The organism is Acinetobacter sp. ANC_7655 (genome assembly GCF_056784015.1).
In genome coordinates this window covers 598,993-618,591 of record NZ_JBWYJB010000001.1, presented here as the reverse complement: position 1 = coordinate 618,591, position 19,599 = coordinate 598,993, and the positions used below count along the sequence as shown (strand labels likewise).

Annotated in this window: 20 protein-coding genes and 2 pseudogenes; 9 read left to right on the top strand and 13 right to left on the bottom strand. The window is 40.6% G+C overall.

All coding sequences use genetic code 11. The features are described from left to right. Positions 1-85: 85 nt before the first annotated feature. Positions 86-787, bottom strand: a complete 702-nt coding sequence (locus tag AC1M9N_RS03130) for a putative quorum-sensing-regulated virulence factor (RefSeq protein WP_481954254.1) — start codon at positions 785-787, stop codon at positions 86-88. Positions 788-1,189: 402 nt separating this feature from the next. Here AC1M9N_RS03130 and glyA point away from each other — a divergent pair, with 402 nt between their 5' ends. Beyond that, the gene (gene glyA, locus AC1M9N_RS03125; RefSeq protein ID WP_035265704.1) at positions 1,190-2,443 is read left to right on the top strand and encodes a serine hydroxymethyltransferase; all 1,254 of its coding nucleotides are present in this window, start codon (positions 1,190-1,192) and stop codon (positions 2,441-2,443) included. 144 nt (positions 2,444-2,587) lie between these two features. Further along, positions 2,588-2,992 carry a nucleoside diphosphate kinase regulator gene (gene rnk, locus AC1M9N_RS03120; protein WP_481588470.1) on the top strand — a complete coding sequence of 135 codons (405 nt, stop codon included), beginning with the start codon at positions 2,588-2,590 and terminating at the stop codon, positions 2,990-2,992. 39 nt (positions 2,993-3,031) lie between these two features. Here rnk and AC1M9N_RS03115 read toward each other — a convergent pair whose 3' ends face one another. From AC1M9N_RS03115 to AC1M9N_RS03095, 5 genes are all read right to left on the bottom strand, one after another. After that, a complete protein-coding gene (locus AC1M9N_RS03115) occupies positions 3,032-3,436 on the bottom strand; it encodes a DUF3106 domain-containing protein (RefSeq protein ID WP_481588469.1) in 405 nt (134 codons plus the stop codon). Continuing rightward, positions 3,426-3,752, bottom strand: coding sequence for a hypothetical protein (locus tag AC1M9N_RS03110; protein ID WP_035265708.1), 327 nt, complete (start codon positions 3,750-3,752; stop codon positions 3,426-3,428). The genes AC1M9N_RS03115 and AC1M9N_RS03110 overlap by 11 nt, the downstream gene beginning before the upstream one ends. Further along, a complete protein-coding gene (locus tag AC1M9N_RS03105; RefSeq protein WP_171260669.1) occupies positions 3,742-4,362 on the bottom strand; it encodes an RNA polymerase sigma factor in 621 nt (206 codons plus the stop codon). Before AC1M9N_RS03105 ends, AC1M9N_RS03110 begins: the two co-directional genes overlap by 11 nt. Positions 4,363-4,522: 160 nt before the next feature. Further along, on the bottom strand, positions 4,523-5,299 hold the full coding sequence (locus tag AC1M9N_RS03100; RefSeq protein WP_035265712.1) for a TrmH family RNA methyltransferase: 777 nt from the start codon (positions 5,297-5,299) through the stop codon (positions 4,523-4,525). A gap of 49 nt (positions 5,300-5,348) precedes the next feature. Then, positions 5,349-6,323, bottom strand: a complete 975-nt coding sequence (locus tag AC1M9N_RS03095) for a class 1 fructose-bisphosphatase (RefSeq protein ID WP_180027536.1) — start codon at positions 6,321-6,323, stop codon at positions 5,349-5,351. Positions 6,324-6,495: 172 nt separating this feature from the next. Here AC1M9N_RS03095 and AC1M9N_RS03090 point away from each other — a divergent pair, with 172 nt between their 5' ends. Continuing rightward, a complete protein-coding gene (locus tag AC1M9N_RS03090) occupies positions 6,496-6,681 on the top strand; it encodes an NF038105 family protein (RefSeq protein WP_035265716.1) in 186 nt (61 codons plus the stop codon). A gap of 48 nt (positions 6,682-6,729) precedes the next feature. On the opposite strand, the gene pal is transcribed toward AC1M9N_RS03090, so the two are convergent. The 6 genes from pal to ybgC form a co-directional block, all read right to left on the bottom strand. Then, positions 6,730-7,302, bottom strand: coding sequence for a peptidoglycan-associated lipoprotein Pal (pal, locus tag AC1M9N_RS03085; RefSeq protein ID WP_035265718.1), 573 nt, complete (start codon positions 7,300-7,302; stop codon positions 6,730-6,732). Between the two features lie 28 nt (positions 7,303-7,330). Next, on the bottom strand, positions 7,331-8,614 hold the full coding sequence (gene tolB, locus AC1M9N_RS03080; protein WP_179998402.1) for a Tol-Pal system beta propeller repeat protein TolB: 1,284 nt from the start codon (positions 8,612-8,614) through the stop codon (positions 7,331-7,333). 137 nt (positions 8,615-8,751) lie between these two features. After that, entirely contained in the window at positions 8,752-9,969 is a 1,218-nt protein-coding gene (tolA, locus tag AC1M9N_RS03075; RefSeq protein WP_481954253.1) for a cell envelope integrity protein TolA, read from the bottom strand. A gap of 3 nt (positions 9,970-9,972) precedes the next feature. Continuing rightward, positions 9,973-10,422 carry a protein TolR gene (gene tolR / locus AC1M9N_RS03070; RefSeq protein WP_481589753.1) on the bottom strand — a complete coding sequence of 150 codons (450 nt, stop codon included), beginning with the start codon at positions 10,420-10,422 and terminating at the stop codon, positions 9,973-9,975. Next, positions 10,423-11,121: a protein TolQ gene (gene tolQ / locus AC1M9N_RS03065; RefSeq protein ID WP_179998400.1), complete on the bottom strand. Its 699-nt coding sequence runs from the start codon at positions 11,119-11,121 to the stop codon at positions 10,423-10,425. 23 nt (positions 11,122-11,144) lie between these two features. After that, positions 11,145-11,552 (bottom strand): tol-pal system-associated acyl-CoA thioesterase, encoded by a 408-nt coding sequence (gene ybgC / locus AC1M9N_RS03060; protein ID WP_035265725.1) that lies wholly within the window; start codon positions 11,550-11,552, stop codon positions 11,145-11,147. A 262-nt stretch (positions 11,553-11,814) separates the two neighbouring features. Here ybgC and AC1M9N_RS03055 point away from each other — a divergent pair, with 262 nt between their 5' ends. The 6 genes and pseudogenes from AC1M9N_RS03055 to AC1M9N_RS03030 all read left to right on the top strand — a co-directional run bounded on the left by AC1M9N_RS03055 (position 11,815) and on the right by AC1M9N_RS03030 (position 17,794). After that, entirely contained in the window at positions 11,815-13,041 is a 1,227-nt protein-coding gene (locus AC1M9N_RS03055; RefSeq protein WP_481954252.1) for an acetamidase/formamidase family protein, read from the top strand. Between the two features lie 285 nt (positions 13,042-13,326). Beyond that, entirely contained in the window at positions 13,327-14,988 is a 1,662-nt protein-coding gene (locus AC1M9N_RS03050; protein WP_481954251.1) for a flavin-containing monooxygenase, read from the top strand. A gap of 18 nt (positions 14,989-15,006) precedes the next feature. After that, positions 15,007-15,909, top strand: a pseudogene (locus AC1M9N_RS03045) (alpha/beta hydrolase). A gap of 268 nt (positions 15,910-16,177) precedes the next feature. Next, complete coding sequence (locus tag AC1M9N_RS03040) at positions 16,178-16,798, top strand: XylR N-terminal domain-containing protein (protein WP_481954250.1); 621 nt, start codon at positions 16,178-16,180, stop codon at positions 16,796-16,798. A gap of 31 nt (positions 16,799-16,829) precedes the next feature. Beyond that, positions 16,830-17,470, top strand: a pseudogene (locus tag AC1M9N_RS03035) (sigma 54-interacting transcriptional regulator); the annotation flags it as partial. A gap of 54 nt (positions 17,471-17,524) precedes the next feature. Continuing rightward, positions 17,525-17,794: a helix-turn-helix domain-containing protein gene (locus AC1M9N_RS03030; protein ID WP_481954304.1), complete on the top strand. Its 270-nt coding sequence runs from the start codon at positions 17,525-17,527 to the stop codon at positions 17,792-17,794. A 32-nt stretch (positions 17,795-17,826) separates the two neighbouring features. Here AC1M9N_RS03030 and mobR read toward each other — a convergent pair whose 3' ends face one another. Further along, a complete protein-coding gene (mobR, locus tag AC1M9N_RS03025; protein WP_481611687.1) occupies positions 17,827-19,503 on the bottom strand; it encodes a phenol degradation transcriptional regulator MobR in 1,677 nt (558 codons plus the stop codon). Between the last annotated feature and the right edge of the window lie 96 nt (positions 19,504-19,599).

Sequence of the window (19,599 nt, the reverse complement as noted above, 5' to 3'; positions counted from 1 at the left end):
TAGTTTAATCGTTTAAAAGTATTAAAAAAATAGTTAATTTCTCACTTTGAGGTTTAGGTTCAAAGTGAGAGTCATGAAATATTGCTTAAAGCGTATCAATTAAAGTTTTTTCTAAGGCTTTTTTCAAATAGGGATCCAAGTCTTCTTGTCTTAGTAACCATGAAACATAATCACTTGGAAGATCTACAATGGCTGTCCCACGATGTTTACCGAAGTTAATTGTACGAGGAATACGTGCATCTTCAGATACTTCATAGAGTTCTTCAATGTCTTGAATACCCAAATGATGAATAATGTGCATTAAGATATTTGCCGTCAAAATAATATCTGCGTCAGCTCGATGGGCACCTTTTAACATCTCTCTAGCTTTGCTACTGCCTTTACTAATCATATAAATTAAAGCAGAAATGTTGTGTGCTTCTGCATGAGGCCAAACTAGTCGAGAAAGAGCGAGTGTACAGATGGCTTTAATATGACTTGTTTCAACGCCGCATTGCTGAATAGCTCGAATATCATAATCAATATTATGACCAATAATATACGTCGTTTCTTGAGGTAACTCGAAGGTTCTGAAGTTGGGTTGATCTACTAAATCGCTTTCAAGAATATGATGAACCGCCATTGCAGCATAGGAAATTTTTTCGTCACCAATGCTATATAGTTGGTCAAAGATTTTTTCGCGATCAAGACTTAATTTGCCTTGTTCAATCTGGATAGGAGCATATGCAATTTCTATGGGCAAACCGTTTAATGTATGGGTTTCAGTATCCAAGATAATGGCTTGCATGCAAATGTCCAAGTTAATGATAAAGATGTAATTAATTTAACATTTTCAAATCTGAGCTCACAGTAATAAAGTCAATAAATTGTATAAATTATGCTGAATTGAACAAATTATGGGAATTATTTAGATAAAGTGCTCATTTAAAGAAATTTTGTTTTCTATGATATTGACGCTGCAAGTTTAGACTGTAGGTTGTTAAAAATAATTTTTAAAAATGAATAAATTTAAAAAGAATAGTCATAATTCAGATATTTGTTTTTAATAGTAATAGAGTGAACACACAAGAATTAATCAAATTTAATTGCAAACTGTTTAAACTTCATTCTCGAAACTTAACAAGTTCATGTTACAATACGCGCCAATCTTAGCACGGCTTAAAAGCCCTACATTAATAGGACCTCGCTAATGTTTGCCAATATCTCTATTGCTGACTTTGATCCAGAATTAGCTCAAGCTATTACGAGTGAAGATGCTCGTCAGGAAGCTCATATTGAGTTAATCGCTTCAGAAAACTATTGCTCTCCAGCAGTAATGGAAGCTCAAGGTTCAAAACTCACTAACAAATATGCAGAAGGCTACCCAGGCAAACGCTACTATGGCGGTTGTGAATATGTAGACGTGATTGAACAATTGGCAATTGACCGTGCTAAAGAACTCTTTGGTGCTGATTACGCGAACGTTCAGCCTCATGCTGGTTCTCAAGCAAACTCTGCAGTTTATCTAGCGCTTCTTAACCCAGGCGATACTGTTTTAGGTATGAGCTTAGCTCACGGTGGTCATTTGACTCACGGTGCTAAAGTTAGCTTCTCTGGTAAAACATATAATGCGATCCAATACGGTTTAAATCCAGAAACAGGTGAAATCGATTACGAAGAAGTAGAACGTTTAGCTGTAGAACACAAGCCACGTATGATTGTTGCAGGTTTCTCTGCTTATAGCCAAATCGTTGATTGGCAGCGTTTCCGTGAAATCGCGGACAAAGTAGGCGCTTATCTATTTGTAGATATGGCTCACGTTGCTGGTCTTGTTGCTGCTGGTGTTTATCCAAGCCCAGTTCAAATTGCTGACGTAACTACAACGACGACTCACAAAACACTTCGTGGTCCACGTTCAGGTTTAATCCTTGCAAAAGCAAATGAAGAAATTGAGAAAAAACTTCAATCTGCTGTATTCCCAGGTAATCAAGGTGGTCCTTTAGTTCATGCTGTAGCGGCTAAAGCAATCTGCTTCAAAGAAGCAATGGCTCCTGAATACAAAGCATATCAACAACAAGTTGTAAAAAACGCACAAGCAATGGCTGAAGTGTTAATCGAACGCGGTTATGATGTTGTTTCAGGCGGAACTAAAAACCACTTGTTCTTGTTATCTCTTATCAAACAAGACATTACAGGTAAAGATGCTGATGCGTGGTTAGGTGCGGCTCACATCACTGTGAACAAAAACTCTGTACCAAATGATCCACGTTCTCCATTCGTAACTTCTGGTATCCGTATCGGTACTCCAGCTGTAACAACTCGTGGTTTCGGTGAAGCAGAAGTACGTGAACTTGCAGGTTGGATCGCGGATATCTTGGATTCTAAAGGTGATGAAACTGTCATCAACGCTGTGAAAGCTAAAGTTGAGACTGTATGCGCTAAATTCCCAGTTTACGCAAAATAATCTTCGACTTGAGAAAAGCCCCCTCAAGGGGGCTTTTTTATTGAATGTTGGAATGTCAAATCTGTCATTTTTAGATAGTTCTGATATAACTGATGTATCTATTAATTATTCAATTGTCGTTATACATTTGAATTGGAGCAGAAAATGAGCCATCCAAATATTATTATTTCTGAACAGGATTTAAATCGTTTAGAAACCATGTTGGAACATCAGAAGCAGGTTACTCCAACGATGGAGCATTTAGAAAATGAGTTGGCTCGTGCTGAAGTCGTACAGCCTAAAGATATCCCTGCCAATGTAGTGACGATGAATGCTAGAGTACTGATAACGGTTGCACCGTCCACTGAATCTACAGAGATTGTGCTGGTATATCCCCATGACTTTAAAGGTGAAAAGGGGCAGGTTAATGTGATTGCACCTATTGGTGCAGCAATCCTAGGTTTGGCTGAAGGACAAGAAATTGAATGGCCTCAGCCTGATGGGCAAACAATGAAAGTGAAAATTGATAAAGTGCTCTATCAGCCTGAACGTGAGGGTATATATCTTTAACTAAAAAATAAAGCCTCTTGTGGAGGCTTTAAAGTTTTATTATTTCATGGTGGTTTGTTGCATATATTTATTTAAATAAGTTTCGCGTATTTCTTTGCGCTGCTCGGCAGTCGTCGCGTTCATCATTTTTTTACGCAAATCATTTCGTTCACTTGAGCTCATCTGTTGCCAAGTTTCGCGCATTTGTATCTTTTCTTGTTCAGGCAGTTTAGTAAACCAATCCATTCTTTGTTGTAGAACAACACTTTGCTCTTCAGGAATTTCTTTCAAATTTTGATAGCGTTTAATCAATGCTTTTTGTTCATCTTCAGAAAGCGATTCCCAAGATTCATTAAGTTCAGAATTATTGTCTTTCGAGAAGATCCAAAAACGTTCATAGCCTGCAAAACTGGTTTGTAAAAAACCTAATGTGCAGAGTGCAATTGCTAAGCCTTTAGCTGCCATGAGCTGATTTATCCTCACCAAAAACAGATAACATTTCTAGATCTTCCATCATTTGCGGAGAAAGTTTAGGGGTGACAATCACTTGTTGTGGGCTTGGAGCTTCTTCCAAATCAAACGCATTAGGAAGTACCACGAATCCTGTGATTGCGGCTGCTAATGCAAAACCAGTAACTTTCCAAGTCATGAACTGAGAAAATAAGGGTTTGTCTTTAATCTCATCAAGTACATGCTCCATCACGACCGCTTTATTGCGATGTTGTGATGCCAGTACATTCAATTTTTCAGTCACTTGTTTCGTAAATTCATCATGATTCATCCGATGATCCCCCGTCATTTGGGTTTAAGTGAGACAAAGCAGATCTTAAGCCCTGTATAGCTCGATGGTAATGGGTCTTTACACTGCCTTCTGAACAATTCATGATTTCGGCTGTGGTTTGTGTATCAAACCCTTCCCATGCTCTCAACATAAATGCTTGTTGTTGGCGAACAGGTAACTTAGAAATTGCATTTTGAATCTCCTCAACAGCCATCTCTTGTGCAAGAAATTGCAGCGGATTAGGTGTTGATTCATCCACAATATTGATGGTTTCGTCATCATCTTCATCGTGGTTATTTTTTTTAAATAACGAGAATGGAAAAGCCCGTCGAGATTCTTTACGACGCCAATCCTGAAGTTTGTTATTTAAAATGGTATAGAAAAGGGGATACCACTCTGCAGTGGATTTATCAGCATATGATTTATGCAAGGATATAAAAGCTTCTTGGACTAAATCCATGGCAATGCCATTGTGTCCTTGAGTTGCACTTTCCATCATCACCAATGCACGCCCAGTGACGTCTTGCATAAAATATTTAAGACGTTGTTCTGCCGTATTCAAAAGAACACTCGAATCTTCAGGCTTGACTTTTTTTGGTGCTAAATCCATAGAGATGGAAAATCCCGTCATTGGGTACCCACCATTATTTTCTAATCGTTACTTATATAACGTCAAAACATAATGGTAGGTTGACAATCTAAGCAACTATTTTTTAGCAGTTTAATAGATTTTTTTATTTTCAGTGACTTCGTTAATATATTTTAACGAATCATATCCGTTGGCGTACCATTTCAAAGAAACAAATCGATCCGGCAACTGCAACGTTTAATGATTCTTGACCACCCGGTTGGGGAATGGTAATTGCTGAAGCATGCGCTAGGGCATATTCCGAAACGCCTTGACCTTCATTGCCCAGTACCCATACGCAAGCTTGAGTTAAGTCTTTTGCATATAAACTTTCTGATTCATGTGAGCTCGTGACATACACGGGAATTTTGAATTGAGACAGCACATCTTCAAGCGCAACGTTTTCATAGGTTTTTAATGAAAAGTGCGCACCCATTCCTGCTCGTAATACGCGAGGAGACCACAAAGATGCTGAACCTTTGGTGCAAACAATTTGTTCAATACCTGCAGCCGCAGCTGAACGAAGTAATGTACCCACATTGCCTGGATCTTGAACATTTTCAAGAATTAAAGTGTCTTGAGTATAATCTAGAGCATCACGTTGAGTTGGTAAATCTACAATCGCTAAACATGCTAAGGTGGTTCCTAGCGTGCTAATGTCTTTATAGAGTGATTCACTAATAACAAACACTGAACCTGTATAGTGTTGTGCGATTTCGTCAAAATCGGCGTGTTCCATTGCTTTTTCAGTGGTAAAAATCGAATTCAATTTACGATTTTTTTCTAACCAAGCTAAGCACAAATGTGTGCCTTCTAGAACAGTTTGGCCTTGCTTTTTACGGTAACTATTTTGATCAATTAAACCACGTAAATGTTTAATTTTCGGGTTGTCTTTAGATTCTAAAAAGATGATGGCCATTCAGTTTGACTTCCATGAGAGCCTAAATCAATAGGCTCTCAATTGTAAATTATTGATGATAAGCAGTAACAAGCTCAACTTCATTTTTTGAACCAATGACGACTGGTACACGTTGGTGAAGTTCAGTCGGTTGGATTTCCATAATACGCACGCGACCTGTTGTCGAAGCACCGCCTGCTTGTTCCATGAGCATACTCATTGGATTTGCTTCATACATAAGACGTAAACGACCAGCTTTTTTAGGATCTTTGGTATCGTAAGGATATAAGAAGATCCCACTACGGCAAAGAATACGGTGGATATCACCCACCATGCAGGCAACCCAACGCATGTTAAAATCTTTTTCACGTACAGATGTTTTACCCGCTTGTAGCTCACCAATATAGCGTTGAACAGGTTCTTCCCAATGACGTTGGTTTGAAGCATTAATGGCGTATTCTTTTGTATCGGCATCCACTTGGATATTTTCAGTCGTCAACAGGAATGTTTTTGACTCTGGATCAAATGTAAAGAAAACAGTACCTGCACCAACGGTTAATGCCATCATAGTTGATGGGCCATATAACACATAACCAGCTGCGACTTGTTCAGTGCCTGCTTGAAGGAAATCTTCTGCTTGTGTCACTGAATTTTTGGCAGGCAAGATAGAGAAGATGGTGCCAACACACATATTGATATCGATATTACTTGAGCCATCTAGTGGATCGAATAAAACTAAATACTTACCGTTCTCTTGTGCTGGGGTAAACTCATCGAGTTCTTCAGAAGCTAAACCGCCTACATTTTCGTTGTTTTTTAGCGCATCAATTAAATAGTCATTTGAAATAACATCTAACTTTTTTTGCGCTTCACCTTGTACGTTTTCATTACCAGCACTACCTAACACACCCGCTAAGGCACCCTTTTGCAATGCTGAATCGATGGTTTTACACGTTTCAGCAATTGTTTCAATCACATTAGAGAGTTCAGGCGTTAGATTTCCTTGTTGTTGTGCAAGATATTGTGACAAGGTGAGGTATGACATTACAAGGACGCTCCTAAAAGCTTTAAAAGAATAAAATTTGGATCTTGGGCTATTTTAGATGAGTTCAGTGCAAAATAGAAATTATCCTGCGTTATTTGTGGTGATTTTGCACTTGCCAGAGTTTTAGAACATGGTATGTTGATAGGAGGATGATTTTAAAAGGAGCTTTAAAATGAGCATTCAAAAGTTTGAAGCAACTCCAACGCCAGGTGAGGCAATCGACTTAAACGAAATTAGTTCAGAGAGTTCCAAGGAAGCATGGAAACAGTACGAGGCTAAACCTGAATATAAAGAGTTTAATAAGCATGACATGATTGAGTCTATGCAAGTGCCCATGCCAGACTCGCAAAGGTCTTAAACCTGATATAAAAAAAGCGCTCGAATTGAGCGCTTTTTTTTGCATTCATTAGCGAAGAAGTGGTGGCACTGCTTCATAATTGAGTTCTACACGACGGTTTTCTTTCCATGCAGCTTCATTGTTACCTGTATTAATTGGCATTTCTTTACCATAACTCACAGCTTCGAGTTGGTTTGGATTTACACCATTTGTAACCAAATAACTTTCAACTGCTTTGGCGCGTCGCTCACCCAAAGCCATATTATATTCACGCGTTCCACGTTCATCGGTATGACCAGTTAATGCGATTTTAGAGTTTGCATTTGCCAATAAAAATTGTGCATGTGCTTGGAGGGTTTGATAGTCCTCAGTAGATAGCTCACTGCTGTCATAATCAAAGTGAACAACACGTTTAGCCAAGAAAGCTTTATTGGCTTCAGTTACCCCTTTAGCAGAAGCACCCGTTAAGTTTTGAGCATTTAATGCTGCATCTTCACTGAGACCAGTCGTATTCACAGACGTTGACGTTGATGGTGGTGTCATCGTAGTGGTATCTGTAGTTGCTGGTTTACGGCTTGCGCAACCCGTCATTACTAAACTTACAGCAATGAGTGGAAGAGCAAACGTTTTAATCGCGTTCATGTTCATCTCCTTGAAAGATTAAATTCGATTATTTAGGTGCCCAAGCAGGTTCACGAACTTCACCTTGTTCGCTAGGTAAATTCATGCGGAAGCGACCATCTGTAGACATAATCGATAACAATCCGCGGCTGCCTTCACGTGTCGCATACACGACCATTTGACCATTTGGTGAAAAGCTTGGTGATTCATCTAAACTGGTTGGCGTTAAAATGTTCGTGATTCCAGTTGAGATTTCTTGAATTGCTACCTTATAGTTGCTACCAGAAGGACGATGTACTAAAGCAACATATTTACCATCGGCACTTAAACTGCCACGTGCGTTGAATGCTCCGCGGAAAGTTAAACGTTTTGTTGAACCATCAGCAAACGTGTAATGGTAGATCTGTGCTGAACCACCACGGTCTGAGGTAAAGATAAAACCTTTACCATCTGGGGTATAGCGAGCTTCTGTATCAATTGCTGTATTATTTGTCATACGCTTCACTTGGCGCGTATTTAAATCCATTTGATAAATTTCAGGGTTGTCATGCATTGAAGCAGTGAACAACATGCTTTTACCATCTGGGGAAAAACTTGGCGCACCGTTTAAGCCACGGAAGCCAGCTAATTTTTCACGTTGTCCAGTCGCTAAATCTTGAACATAGATCGCTGGACGTTTGGTTTCGAATGAAACATAAGCGATTTTTTTGCCATCAGGTGTCCAAGCAGGGGATAAAATTGGATCGCGCGAACTCAATACAGTGCGTGGTTGTTCGCCGTCAGTATCTGCGATTTGTAAAGTGTAGCGATTATCAGGAGTCGCAGGATTTCGCAAAACATAAGCGATGCGACCACTAAAGTCACCAGGAATACCTGTTAATGCTTGGTAAATCGCATCACTGATCATATGTGCTGCAGATCGAATGCGCGATGGTGGTACAGTTAATAGTTCATTGAGCAAATATTGTTGTTTTTGGACATCATAGAGTTGGTAATGAACAGCCAGTGAACCATCAGGATTGGTTTTAACTTCACCATTCACAACATAAGGTACGCCTGCAGATTGCCAAGCAGCACCATTGGCTTGATTGATGGTTGCTGTTGCAGGTAAATTTTTAGATGAACTGGTAAAGCGACCTGAACGGTTTAAATCTTGCTCTACAACAGGGTATAAGCGTTGATCACCTACGAATGGCACGATAGCAATTTTTGGTGCTTCTTCAGGTGCTTTAGCAATTTCAAGATGAAGCTGTGCATAAGAGGTCGTAATGAGAGCAGGGCTAAATGCTGCCAAAATTGCTAAACCGAGAAGATGTTTTGAGATCATTTTCATGAGAGGTCACGTACTCAAGATACTAATTTTTCGAATATTCTAGCTTTTTAGCATATAGCTCCGTACCGAATCTATATAAAGCGTGTAATTATCCGCAATTCATGAAAAAACCTTTCGACGAATCGAAAGGTTTTTTATTATTTCACGGTGAATGAAGAAGTGAAACTACGAGCTTCACGCCTTGCATCAGGATCGGATGGCATCGGATATGGTGCTGCTGCACGAACAGCCTGTTCGACACTGGCTTTGACATCTGGATCTGATGCATTGACGATGACTGAAGTCACAGAACCACTGTCAGATAATGTCACGCGTGCTGTCGCTTTTTGACCTGAAGAGCCTATTGGCATTCTCCAAGCACCTTTAATTTTTTGCTCAAAGTCTCTTTTTGCTGAAGAAGCGATGCGTTTAGATTCAGCTTTTTTGTTGGCTGCTTCTTGTCTAGCTTTTTCAGCGGCAGATTCTCGAGCTTCAGCTTCGGCACGTTCTTTGGCTTCAGCGTCTGCTTTTCTTTGTGCTTCCTGACGAGCTTTAGCATCAGCCTCTTGTTTAGCTTTGGCATCAGCTGCAGCCTTAGCTTTACGATCAGCATCCTGTTTGGCTTTTGCATCTGCTTCCGCTTTAGCTTTACGATCAGCATCTTGTTTGGCTTTGGCTTCAGCAGCAGCTTTAGCTTTCCGGTCGGCTTCTTGTTTGGCTTTAGCATCGGCCTCCGCCTTAGCTTTTCGATCAGCTTCTTGCTTAGCTTTGGCTTGAGTTGCCTCAGCTTTAGCTTTTCGATCAGCTTCTTGTTTCGCTTTTAAAGCCGCATCAGCTTTCGCCTTTTGTTGTTGTTCCTGTTTTGCGTTTTGCTCTGCTGCTTTGGCTTTTTGGGCGGCCTCTTGTTTAGCTCTAGCATCGGCCTCAGCTTTAGCTTTACGATTCGCTTCTTGAGTCGCTTGACGTTGTGCTTCAGCCGCTGCTTTACGTTCGGCTTCTTGTTGAGCTTTAACCGCAGCTGCTTGCTCAGCTTTACGGTCGGATTTTGGCTCTTCGACTTTTGGTTGAGCTGGAGGAGGTACAGCAGGTGCAACAGGAATCACTGGTGTATTTTGAATCGGCTCATTGGTCTGTTGAACATTTTCTTTAACGTTCTGGTGCGCTGTATCTGAATGATCAGATTCAACCAATGGCGTGGGTTCAGGTGGTACTAGATCCTCAGGTTTCACTAAAACTGTTTTAACAGTTTTAGTTGGCTCAGGAGGTTGAGTCAATCCAAGAAACAATAAGCCTGTGATCGCAATCACATGGACCGCAACAGTGAATCCGATTGCAATTTTCTTTTCTTTTGAAAAGCGGGAGTTAGATTCTTTCATAGCTTATTGAATCGGTTTGGTCAGCAAGCCAACTTGATTGATCCCTGCATCTTGTAAGTTAGACATGAGCGTCATCACCTCACCGTAAGGTCGAGTATTATGACCATTGATGACGACACTAAATTGTTTATTCTCACGTTCAGCAATTTGTTGTGCATCACGAAGTGTCTGTTGTAATTCCTGCAAGCTCAGTGGACTTGGTTGGCTACCCTTGTATTCTAAAAAGTATTGTCCTTGTTGATCTAAAGTCACCATAGCTGGTGCATCCTTAGATTCAATCGGTACACTGTTTGCTTCAGGTAAATCAACTTTTATGCCACTTGTGATCATTGGTGCGGTCACCATAAAAATCACTAAAAGTACTAACATGACATCAATATAAGGAACTACATTCATGTCACTGTTAAGTGGCTTTTTGATGCGTTGGAAACGCCCTGAGCGACGAACGGCCATTTATTCAGCTTCCTGTGTAGAACCCACAGAACGACGTTGTAAAAGCGCCACCATTTCTTCAGCAAACAAGGAACGATCTGAGTAAATTTCTTCACTTTTGGCCGTATAGTGGTTGAATGCAAGTACTGCAGGAATCGCAGCAAATAAACCAATAGCAGTCGCAATGAGGGCTTCCGCGATACCTGGTGCGACAGTTGCTAGCGTCACTTGATCGACTTGGGCTAAGCCGATAAAAGCATTCATAATGCCCCAAACTGTACCAAATAAACCAACATAGGGCGCAACTGAACCAATACTGGCAAGTGCACTGAGGCCTTGTTCCATACGGCTCTGATCTCGGCTTAAACCCACCCCAAGAATACGCTCTGTGCCATCAATGACTTGTGCTGTTTCAGCTTTGGTTTTTTTGAGTTTGAGAAATTCTGCAAAACCAAGATAAAAAACATCTTCCAAGCCTTCACGCTTAGAGTTGACTTGTGCATTGTTATATAAAGTGTTGAGTTCTGCACCAGACCAAAAAATCTTCTGAAAATGATCATCACCTTGGCGAGCTTTCTTAAACGTCATATGTAACTTGGCAATAAGGTACCAGCTAAAGAGTGAAGCTAGTACCAACACCAGCATGACCAGTTGTACGACTGGACTCGCTTGAAGAATTAAATCTGTGACGTGAAGTGAAGATTCGAGTTGTGTTGCCATAGTTACATGTGCCAATCATATTTTTATGCGTGGGCTAATTCTTTTTCGATTAGATCACGGATTTCATTTGGAATTCTCAGCGGTTTCATTTCAGCACTAATACACGCCAATTCTACTTCCCCTGAAGCTAGCATGATTTCACCACGATAAATATTTTGTTGCAATACAAAAGACGTTGCTTTACACGAAACTACACTTGCTGTAACAGTAATTAAGTCATCCATTAATATTGGGCGTGAATATTTAAGCGCTAATTTATGCACGACAAAGTTGTAATCTTTTTGATGCCAGTAATGTGAAATCCCTGAAGCGCGTAACCATTCTGTACGTGCGCGTTCCATAAAGCGAATATGATTGGCATGATAAACAATGCCTCCTGCATCTGTATCTTCAATATACACTCGGATTTGAAATTCAAATTTGTTCGCCATACAGGTGTTCCATTACTTTAAATAGTCCAGTGTTTTGCAACATTCTTGACAAAGAATGCGAAACGCTGATTTATACAATGTTTGAAAGGCTTGAAGTTTAGCACTCCATTTTTACAGACCAATGGCACAAGATTTCAAAAATAGCTGTAGATTGGGCGAAATATTTTAAGATGAAAATGCAGATTTAATTGAATTTTAATCATGTTTGGCATAGGGATTGCTTTAATAAATTCACATGAAATTTATAGTTGGATTTGAGTGCATGTTAAAAAAGTTAGCTTTATCGATTTCGATTGCTACATCAATATTAAGTTTTTCGACTTTTAGTTCGGCTGAAAATTTTAAAATTTTAAAACAGATTGAAAGCAAGCCAACTTTACTAAAAAAAGGGGAATATGCTGGACACTATTATATTCCAAGCACACTCAATACTATTCAATGGGGTTATCTACCGAATAAAGATGCTAAGCCAGTTTTAACGGTTCCATCGGGGAGTCATGTGACTTTTGATACAGTGTCACATGAAGGTTTATTAGAGGATCAAGGGCGTGATGCTGAAAAATACTTTACATCTAAAGGTGTTAAAAAAGAGCATATTTTAGATGAAGCGAAATTGATCACCCGCTCTAATTTAAAGCATGATTTCCATAAAGATGGTCCACACATTATTACTGGTCCGATCTACGTTGAAGGTGCAATGCCTGGAGACGTGCTTAAAGTTGAAATATTGAAAATAGAACCACGTGTTCCTTATGGTGTTATTTCGAACCGCCATGGTAAAGGTACATTGCCTGAATTCCCTAAACGACAAAAACATGATCATGCTTCGCCAGAAAATCCAGATGCTTATGGCAATGTTTCAGTATTTACACCCATTGCGCAAAATAAAGAGGGTGTATGGGAGGGGGTGATTCAAACAGAATCTGGTAAAGCGATTCGTTTTCCATTAAATCCGTTTATGGGAACAATGGGTGTTGCACCAAATACCAGCGAACCTGTTCACTCAGTTCCACCCTCATTTTATGGTGGAAATATTGATATTAATGATTTAACTGCTGGGGCAACCGCTTATTATCCTGTTCAAGTTCCAGGTGCATTATTCTACACAGGTGATAGTCATTTTGTTCAAGGTGATGGTGAAGTTGCATTAACTGCTTTAGAAGGTTCAGCGCGTGCAACGTTTAAAATTAGTGTGTTAAAAGCGGGTAAAGATCATATTCCAGGTAAGCAACTTTCTCAGCCATTAGGTGAAAACGATCAATTTTGGATTACACCTGGTTTAGATGAAGATTTGGATGAAGCAATGCGCAAATCTACGCGTGAAGCAATTAATTTCTTAGTGAATGAATATGGCATAAGTGAAGAAATTGCATATGCTTATCTCAGTGCTGCGACTGATTTTGAAGTTTCTCAAGTTGTAGATAAAACCAAAGGCATCCATGCGATGATTCGTAAAGCAGATTTCAAAGAGTTCATCGAGCAGAAATAAATTTTTCAAATAAAAAATCCTCCATCAAGGAGGATTTTTTTTGACTGCTGGAATGTATCTTTGATGCCATGAATGAACTCCCTTCATTCTCAACTCCTTTATAAATTCATGTTTATGTGAGAATTAGAGTTAATTTAGTTAAAACATGAATTTTTTTTACTTAGAAAATAAAATATTTTTATAAAAAACATATAGTTAAATTTTGGCATGCTCCTTGCGAAGTATCTGGTGGCTTAGATAGGACATTTAAGCATAAGGATAATTTAAGAACACTGGAGACGTTTCATGGATAATTTAAGTATTTTAACAAAAGGTGTGGACACCTTGGTGACGGTCGTTGGTGCAGGGTTTACTGGACTTTATGCCTTATTCAAACTGCGTGATCAGATGAAAGTTCCAGTACGCGTGTTTGAAAGTGCACCGGATGTCGGTGGAACTTGGTACTGGAATAATTATCCCGGTGCACGTTGTGATATTGAGAGTGTGCATTATTCCTATTCATTTGATGAAAAATTACAGCAAGAATGGACCTGGAGTGAGAAATTTGCAGCCCAGCCAGAAATTCTACGATATCTCAATCATGTGGCAGATCGCTTTGACCTGAGAAAGGACATCACCTTCAATACCAAAGTCACGTCTGTGGTCTGGAATGAACAAGAAAAATATTGGACAGTAACGACCAATCAGGGTGAAGTCATTAAATCTCGTTTCTTTATTTCTGGTGTAGGGACATTGTCCGTGCCGAAAAAACCGGAATTCCCAGGTGTAGAAAACTTTAAAGGTCCAACACTGATTACCGGCAACTGGCCAAAACAACCAATCAGCTTGAAAGGCAAACGTGTTGGTGTAATTGGCACCGGTTCTACGGGTATCCAGCTCATTACGGAAATTGCCAAAGAAGTCGGTGAGTTATATGTGTTCCAGCGTACACCAAACTACTCCACTCCATTGGGTAATGGGCCTACTCAGGCAGAGGAAGATCTCGAGAACAAGGCCAAATATACATTAATCCGACATAATGCCCGCAATCATTTCCTGGGGGTACCTTATAACGAAGTACAGCCTTCAGCACTGGCAGTTTCCGAAGAAGAACGTTTAAAAGTTTATGAAGACCGTTACCAGCGTGGTGGTTTCCGTCTGTTTATTGATAGTTATCAGGATATCTTGTTTGATCCGAAAGCCAATGAAACTGTATCCGAGTTTATTCGTCAAAAAATTCATGCGCGTGTGAAAAAGCCAGAAGTAGCAGATTTGTTGGCACCGAGAGATTATTGCTATGGCACTAAAAGACCACCCATGGAAAGTGGATATTACGAAGTATTTAACCAGGACAATGTGCATTTAATTGACGTTAAACAAACTCCAATTTCCCGTATTGATGAGAATGGCGTTGTGGTTGGTGATCAGTTGCATGAGGTGGATGTCTTGATTCTGGCGACCGGTTTTGATGCCATGACTGGACCATTATTTGCGTTAGGGATGCAAGGCAAGAACCATGAAAAACTGACTGAAAAATGGAAAGAAGGACCACGTACCTATTTGGGTCATACCGTGAGTGGGTTCCCGAATTTATTTTTTGTGACAGGTCCACAAAGTCCTTCGGTGCTATATAACATGCCTTTAGCGATTGAAGATCATGTTGACCTTGCGACAGGCATTATCCAACACATGATTGATCATCAGCTTCTTGAAGTTGATGTAGATGCTCAAGCGGAAGAAGAATGGGTGAATCATGCCAATGAGCTGGCTCAGGCAAGTCTGCTGCCAAATACGGATTCTTGGTATATGGGTGCCAATATTCCCGGAAAACCACGCCGTTGCCTGGTGTATTTAGGTGGAGCACCGAAGTATCGTGCGATTTGTGATGAGATGATTGCTAAAGGTTATCAGGGTTTTCATTTTAAAGCAGTCGATCCTAACAGTACTTTACTTCAACACGTGTCTTGATCGGTCAGGAGAATTCATATGCCAATTACTCAAGAAATAGCAACTCTACTCGGTCAGATCCAAGAAGCAGGGGTGAAACCTTTTCATCAAAGTCAGGTAGATGAAGTGCGTGCAGTAGTTGAATCTTTCCAAAACATGCAAAAGCCGGTCGAGGTGAAAACTAAGACGACCGATGTTGAGTACCGCACAGGAACTTATCTGCGCATTTATCAGCCAGAACTTGCAGGAAAAAAACTCCCTGTGCTGGTGTATTATCATGGAGGTGGCTTTGTCGCTGGTTCGCTGGCTGTAGCCGATGAAACTTGCCATGTGCTGGCGCAAATGAATCAGCATATTGTGGTGTCAGTGGATTACCGTTTGGCGCCTGAGCATCCTTTTCCAGCCGCACATGAAGATGCCAGACAGGGATTGGAGTAGGTGTTTCAACATATTCAAGAATATGGAGGTGACGAGAATCAAATCTCAGTCATAGGTGACAGTGCAGGAGGAAATCTTGCAACGACATCTGCGTTATGGGCTGTATCACAGGATATGAAGATTGCCAAACAGATCTTAATATATCCAGTGATACAGCCTGAGATGGATTCTGCCTCAAGAAATGATGAAAATGGTTATCTAATATCGCAACAGGATATGGACTGGTTCTGGAAAAATTATCAGATCCAAGATGGGCAGTCTGTTCAATATTCACCTTTACAGTATGACAATCTATCCGCTGCGCCAGAAACTTTAATCGTGACCACAGAATATGAAGTATCGCGGGATGATGCGGAATATTATGGATTCCGTTTAATCGAGCAAGGTATAACCACCACCATCAAGCGTATTCGGGGTGGTGTACATGGTATTTTCTGGCTATCTGCAGTCGTGCCTGAACACAAGACGATTCGGGAGGAAATTGCTCGATTTTTAAAGAAATAACTCCCATTCAAAACCAGCCAGTGAATGGCTGGTTTTCACATTCAAAGCGCATTAATCTTATCGATATGTGCTTGATATGCTCGATGAGATTGAAGAATGAATCAAAGGAGCAAAACGTAGTGTTTTGTAGTTTTGTCATCTTTGACACTGTATTTCTAAATTGGCGATCTATACACTGACCTAGAAACGCCTGCTTATTTATAAAAATAATAATATATTCAAACAGTTCAGGAAATTTGAAATGAATTGAGGGATGGAGTAATACTCAATGAAAAATTATATGGATATATCGGTTAGCGATTTTATTAGTAAAATTTCTTTTGAAAGTGAGGACGGTAAAATCTGGTTCGAGGGAGATCGATCACTTCTCTTTAATGCGAATAGTTTGTATACACTGAAGCATTTTTTAATTGATGAATATGGGATTGATCTAGCTAAAAAAGTTATCTATCGCTGGGGTTATGAAATTGGTAGTGAAGATGCTGTGCGAGCGCTCAAACTGCGCGCAGATGATCAGTTGTCAGCTTTTGTGGTCGGACCTCAACTGGCCAAGATCCGTGGCATGGTAAATGTTGATATTGAGACGCTGGATTTCAATCCCAAGCAAAACAAGTTTAAAGGTATATTCAAATGGAATGACTCCTATGAAGCCTATGCACAAATTAAGAACAGGTCTTACTCGACACACTGTTGCTGCTGGTGGTTGACGGGTTATTCCAGTGGTTATACCTCAAAATTTTTAAATGCTCCCTTTCATTATGTCGAAACACATTGTGTTGCCAAAGGAGATGAGTGTTGCCGGATTGAAAGCCATGAAGGGCAGGACCGTCATTTTGGATTGAAATCTGAACATTTTATTGAAACCATTATTTTCCAACAGCTACTTTGATGCCATAGGAAAATCCAAGACCTTTGCCAAGGTGTGCCAATTATTGCTCAAGGCAGCAGAGTCGGATATTACGGTATTGCTACAAGGCAGCACAGGGGTTGGGAAAGAAGCATTTGCGCGTGGTATCCATCAGAATAGTGCCCGTAAAGATAAAGAATTTGTCGCAATTAACTGTGCCTGTGTGCCAGAGCAACTGATTGAAGCGGAATTGTTTGGTAGTAATAAAGGCGCATTTACCGGGGCGACTGAAAACCGCTTTGGTAAATTTGAACGGGCAGATGGGGCACCATTTTCCTGGACGAAATTATCGAGCTATCCCCTAAAGCGCAGGCGTCTTTGCTTCGTGTTTTGCAAACTAGAGAGTTTGAACGGGTGGGGGATACCAAGACCCGCAAGACCAATGTCAGGGTGGTGGTCGCTTGTAATGAAAGTCTGAAAAAAGCAGTAGATGAAGGACGTTTCCGCAGTGATTTATATCACAGGCTTGCCACTTATCCAGTATTAATCCCATCATTGAAAGAGCGTCGGGAAGACATTCATTTACTGCTGGAATATTATATTCGGTTCTTTGAAAAGCAGTACGAGAAGACCTTCAACGGATTTAGTGACCGGGTTTATGCTTTCTTCAACAGTTATGAGTGGCCAGGGAATATCCGCGAACTGCGAAATATTGTGGAACGGGCAGTGCTATTGTCCAATGATGCGCCATTGGACTTAGAAGACCTGATGTTGGAAGATAATGTAATTAAGAGCTTTGTTAGCCAGCATAAGCAGAAAGTGAATGGCATCAAAGGCATTGCTACTCATAGTGATCTGGATCAGTTCATTGAAAATCTGATGCACAATTCAGAACAGCTAGATATTGAATATGTCGAAGCCACAATTTTACAAACAGCTTTGCAAAAGTATCGCGGCAACGTGTCGAAAGCTGCACGTTATTTGAATATGACACGAAGTGCACTGGAATACCGGTTAAAAAAGCACGCAGTAATATAAGTTGAGGGTGTTTGGGTATGAAATATAGAGCCTTAGGATAAGGCCCTATATTTCTTTAAGCGATAATCCAATGTTGCCCGGCTAATGCCGAGTAAACGTGCTGCTTCGGAGACATTGTTCTGACTCTGTTGCATGGCTTGTACAATAATCTGCTGTTCGTAATGCTCCAATGAAAAGTCAGGAGTAAATAGTTCTGCAATTTTTTGTGAATTAAATGATTTGGAAGGGAATGTTTCCCGAGAGCTATTTGTCTCAGCGGCTACAACATCGGGAAATAAATCACGTAGTTTAATCTCTTGTTGATCATCTGTGAGTAGTGCTGCGCGTTCCAGCACATTCTCTAATTCACGGATATTGCCTGGCCAATTGTAATTTATAAAGAAATGTTTGGCTTTGTCACTCAGTCCTTTAAATTTTTTGTCATAGATATTTTCAAAGCGTTTAAGAAAATGACTGACCAGCAGGGGAATGTCCTCCCGCCGTTCGCGTAATGGCGGAATACGTACCGGAAAAATGTTTAGGCGAAAATACAGATCGGCACGGAATCGACCCTCTTTGACAGCTAATTCTAGATCTTCATTGGTAGCAGCTACCACTCTAACATCGACTTTTCGGGTCTGATAATCGCCTACACGCTCAAATTCACCTTCTTGCAGCATTCGTAATAAGGCTGCTTGGGCACGAGGGGATAACTCAGCCAGTTCATCCAGAAAAATCGTACCTTGATGGGCACGTTCAAATTTACCTATTCGTTGACTGACTGCTCCTGTGAAAGCCCCCTTTTCTACGCCAAAGAGCTCAGCTTCAATCAGGTCATGTGGGATACAAGCACAGTTAACTGCGATAAAAGGCTTATCTTTGCGTGGACTAGCATAGTGAATACCTCGTGCAAAAGCCTCCTTACCAACACCTGTTTCCCCAGACAGGAGTACGGCCACTTTACTGCCAGCCGCTTTTTTGAGGAGGTCACAGACATTGCGGTAAGCCGCAGATTCTCCGACCGCATTAAACATGCTGTAGTCGACCTCGGCACGAGTATAAATATCGTGCTTTAGCTGATTCAATTCAGCGCGTAATGCAATGATTTCGTCCGATATAGGGTCAGGAGACATAAATTGTACAAGTTCTTCGGCATTTTCCCATTCAGTTAAGGGTTTACCAATGATCCGACAATGATCATGACCTTGGGCAATACATTGGGTTTCCTGATAAATAATGGTTTGTCCCATGACATAGCTGCTATATCCACAAGCATAGCCAAGTTGTAGCCAGCAAGCAGGTTCATCGGATTTACCAAATTCGCTCAGGTGAACTTCACCTTCAAAGGAATGTCGCCAGTTAAAGTCGGCATAGAACTCATGGTTGCGATGGCTCAGCTGAAGTGTATTGACTTCGACCTGTACCATCCCACGAATACCATGCATTTGTGGTCCTGCCATAAAAGCCTCTGTTTCATTGAGGTCTGGACGAAGTTGTGCAGTGGCTTCGGCATCTCGCATACCAGCCTGATAACCACAACGAATAAAGAACCTTTTGGCTGGCTCATAACCCAGCATATCGTGCAAGTCTTTGCGTAGAAAACCAAAAATATCGGTATGTAGCAACAACATACGATTTTCTTCAAACCAAATCTGACCATGAGCGGCATCGAACTTAATCCGGTCAATCAGGTCCTGAATATCTTGTTGTGGCTTCAAAAATGGCTGCATGCGCAATGTCCTTCATTTTATTCTGTGCTCAATATCCTATGAAGCACTTTTTCATTACTTGTGTACTAATAACGAACTCAAAATTTATACATATCA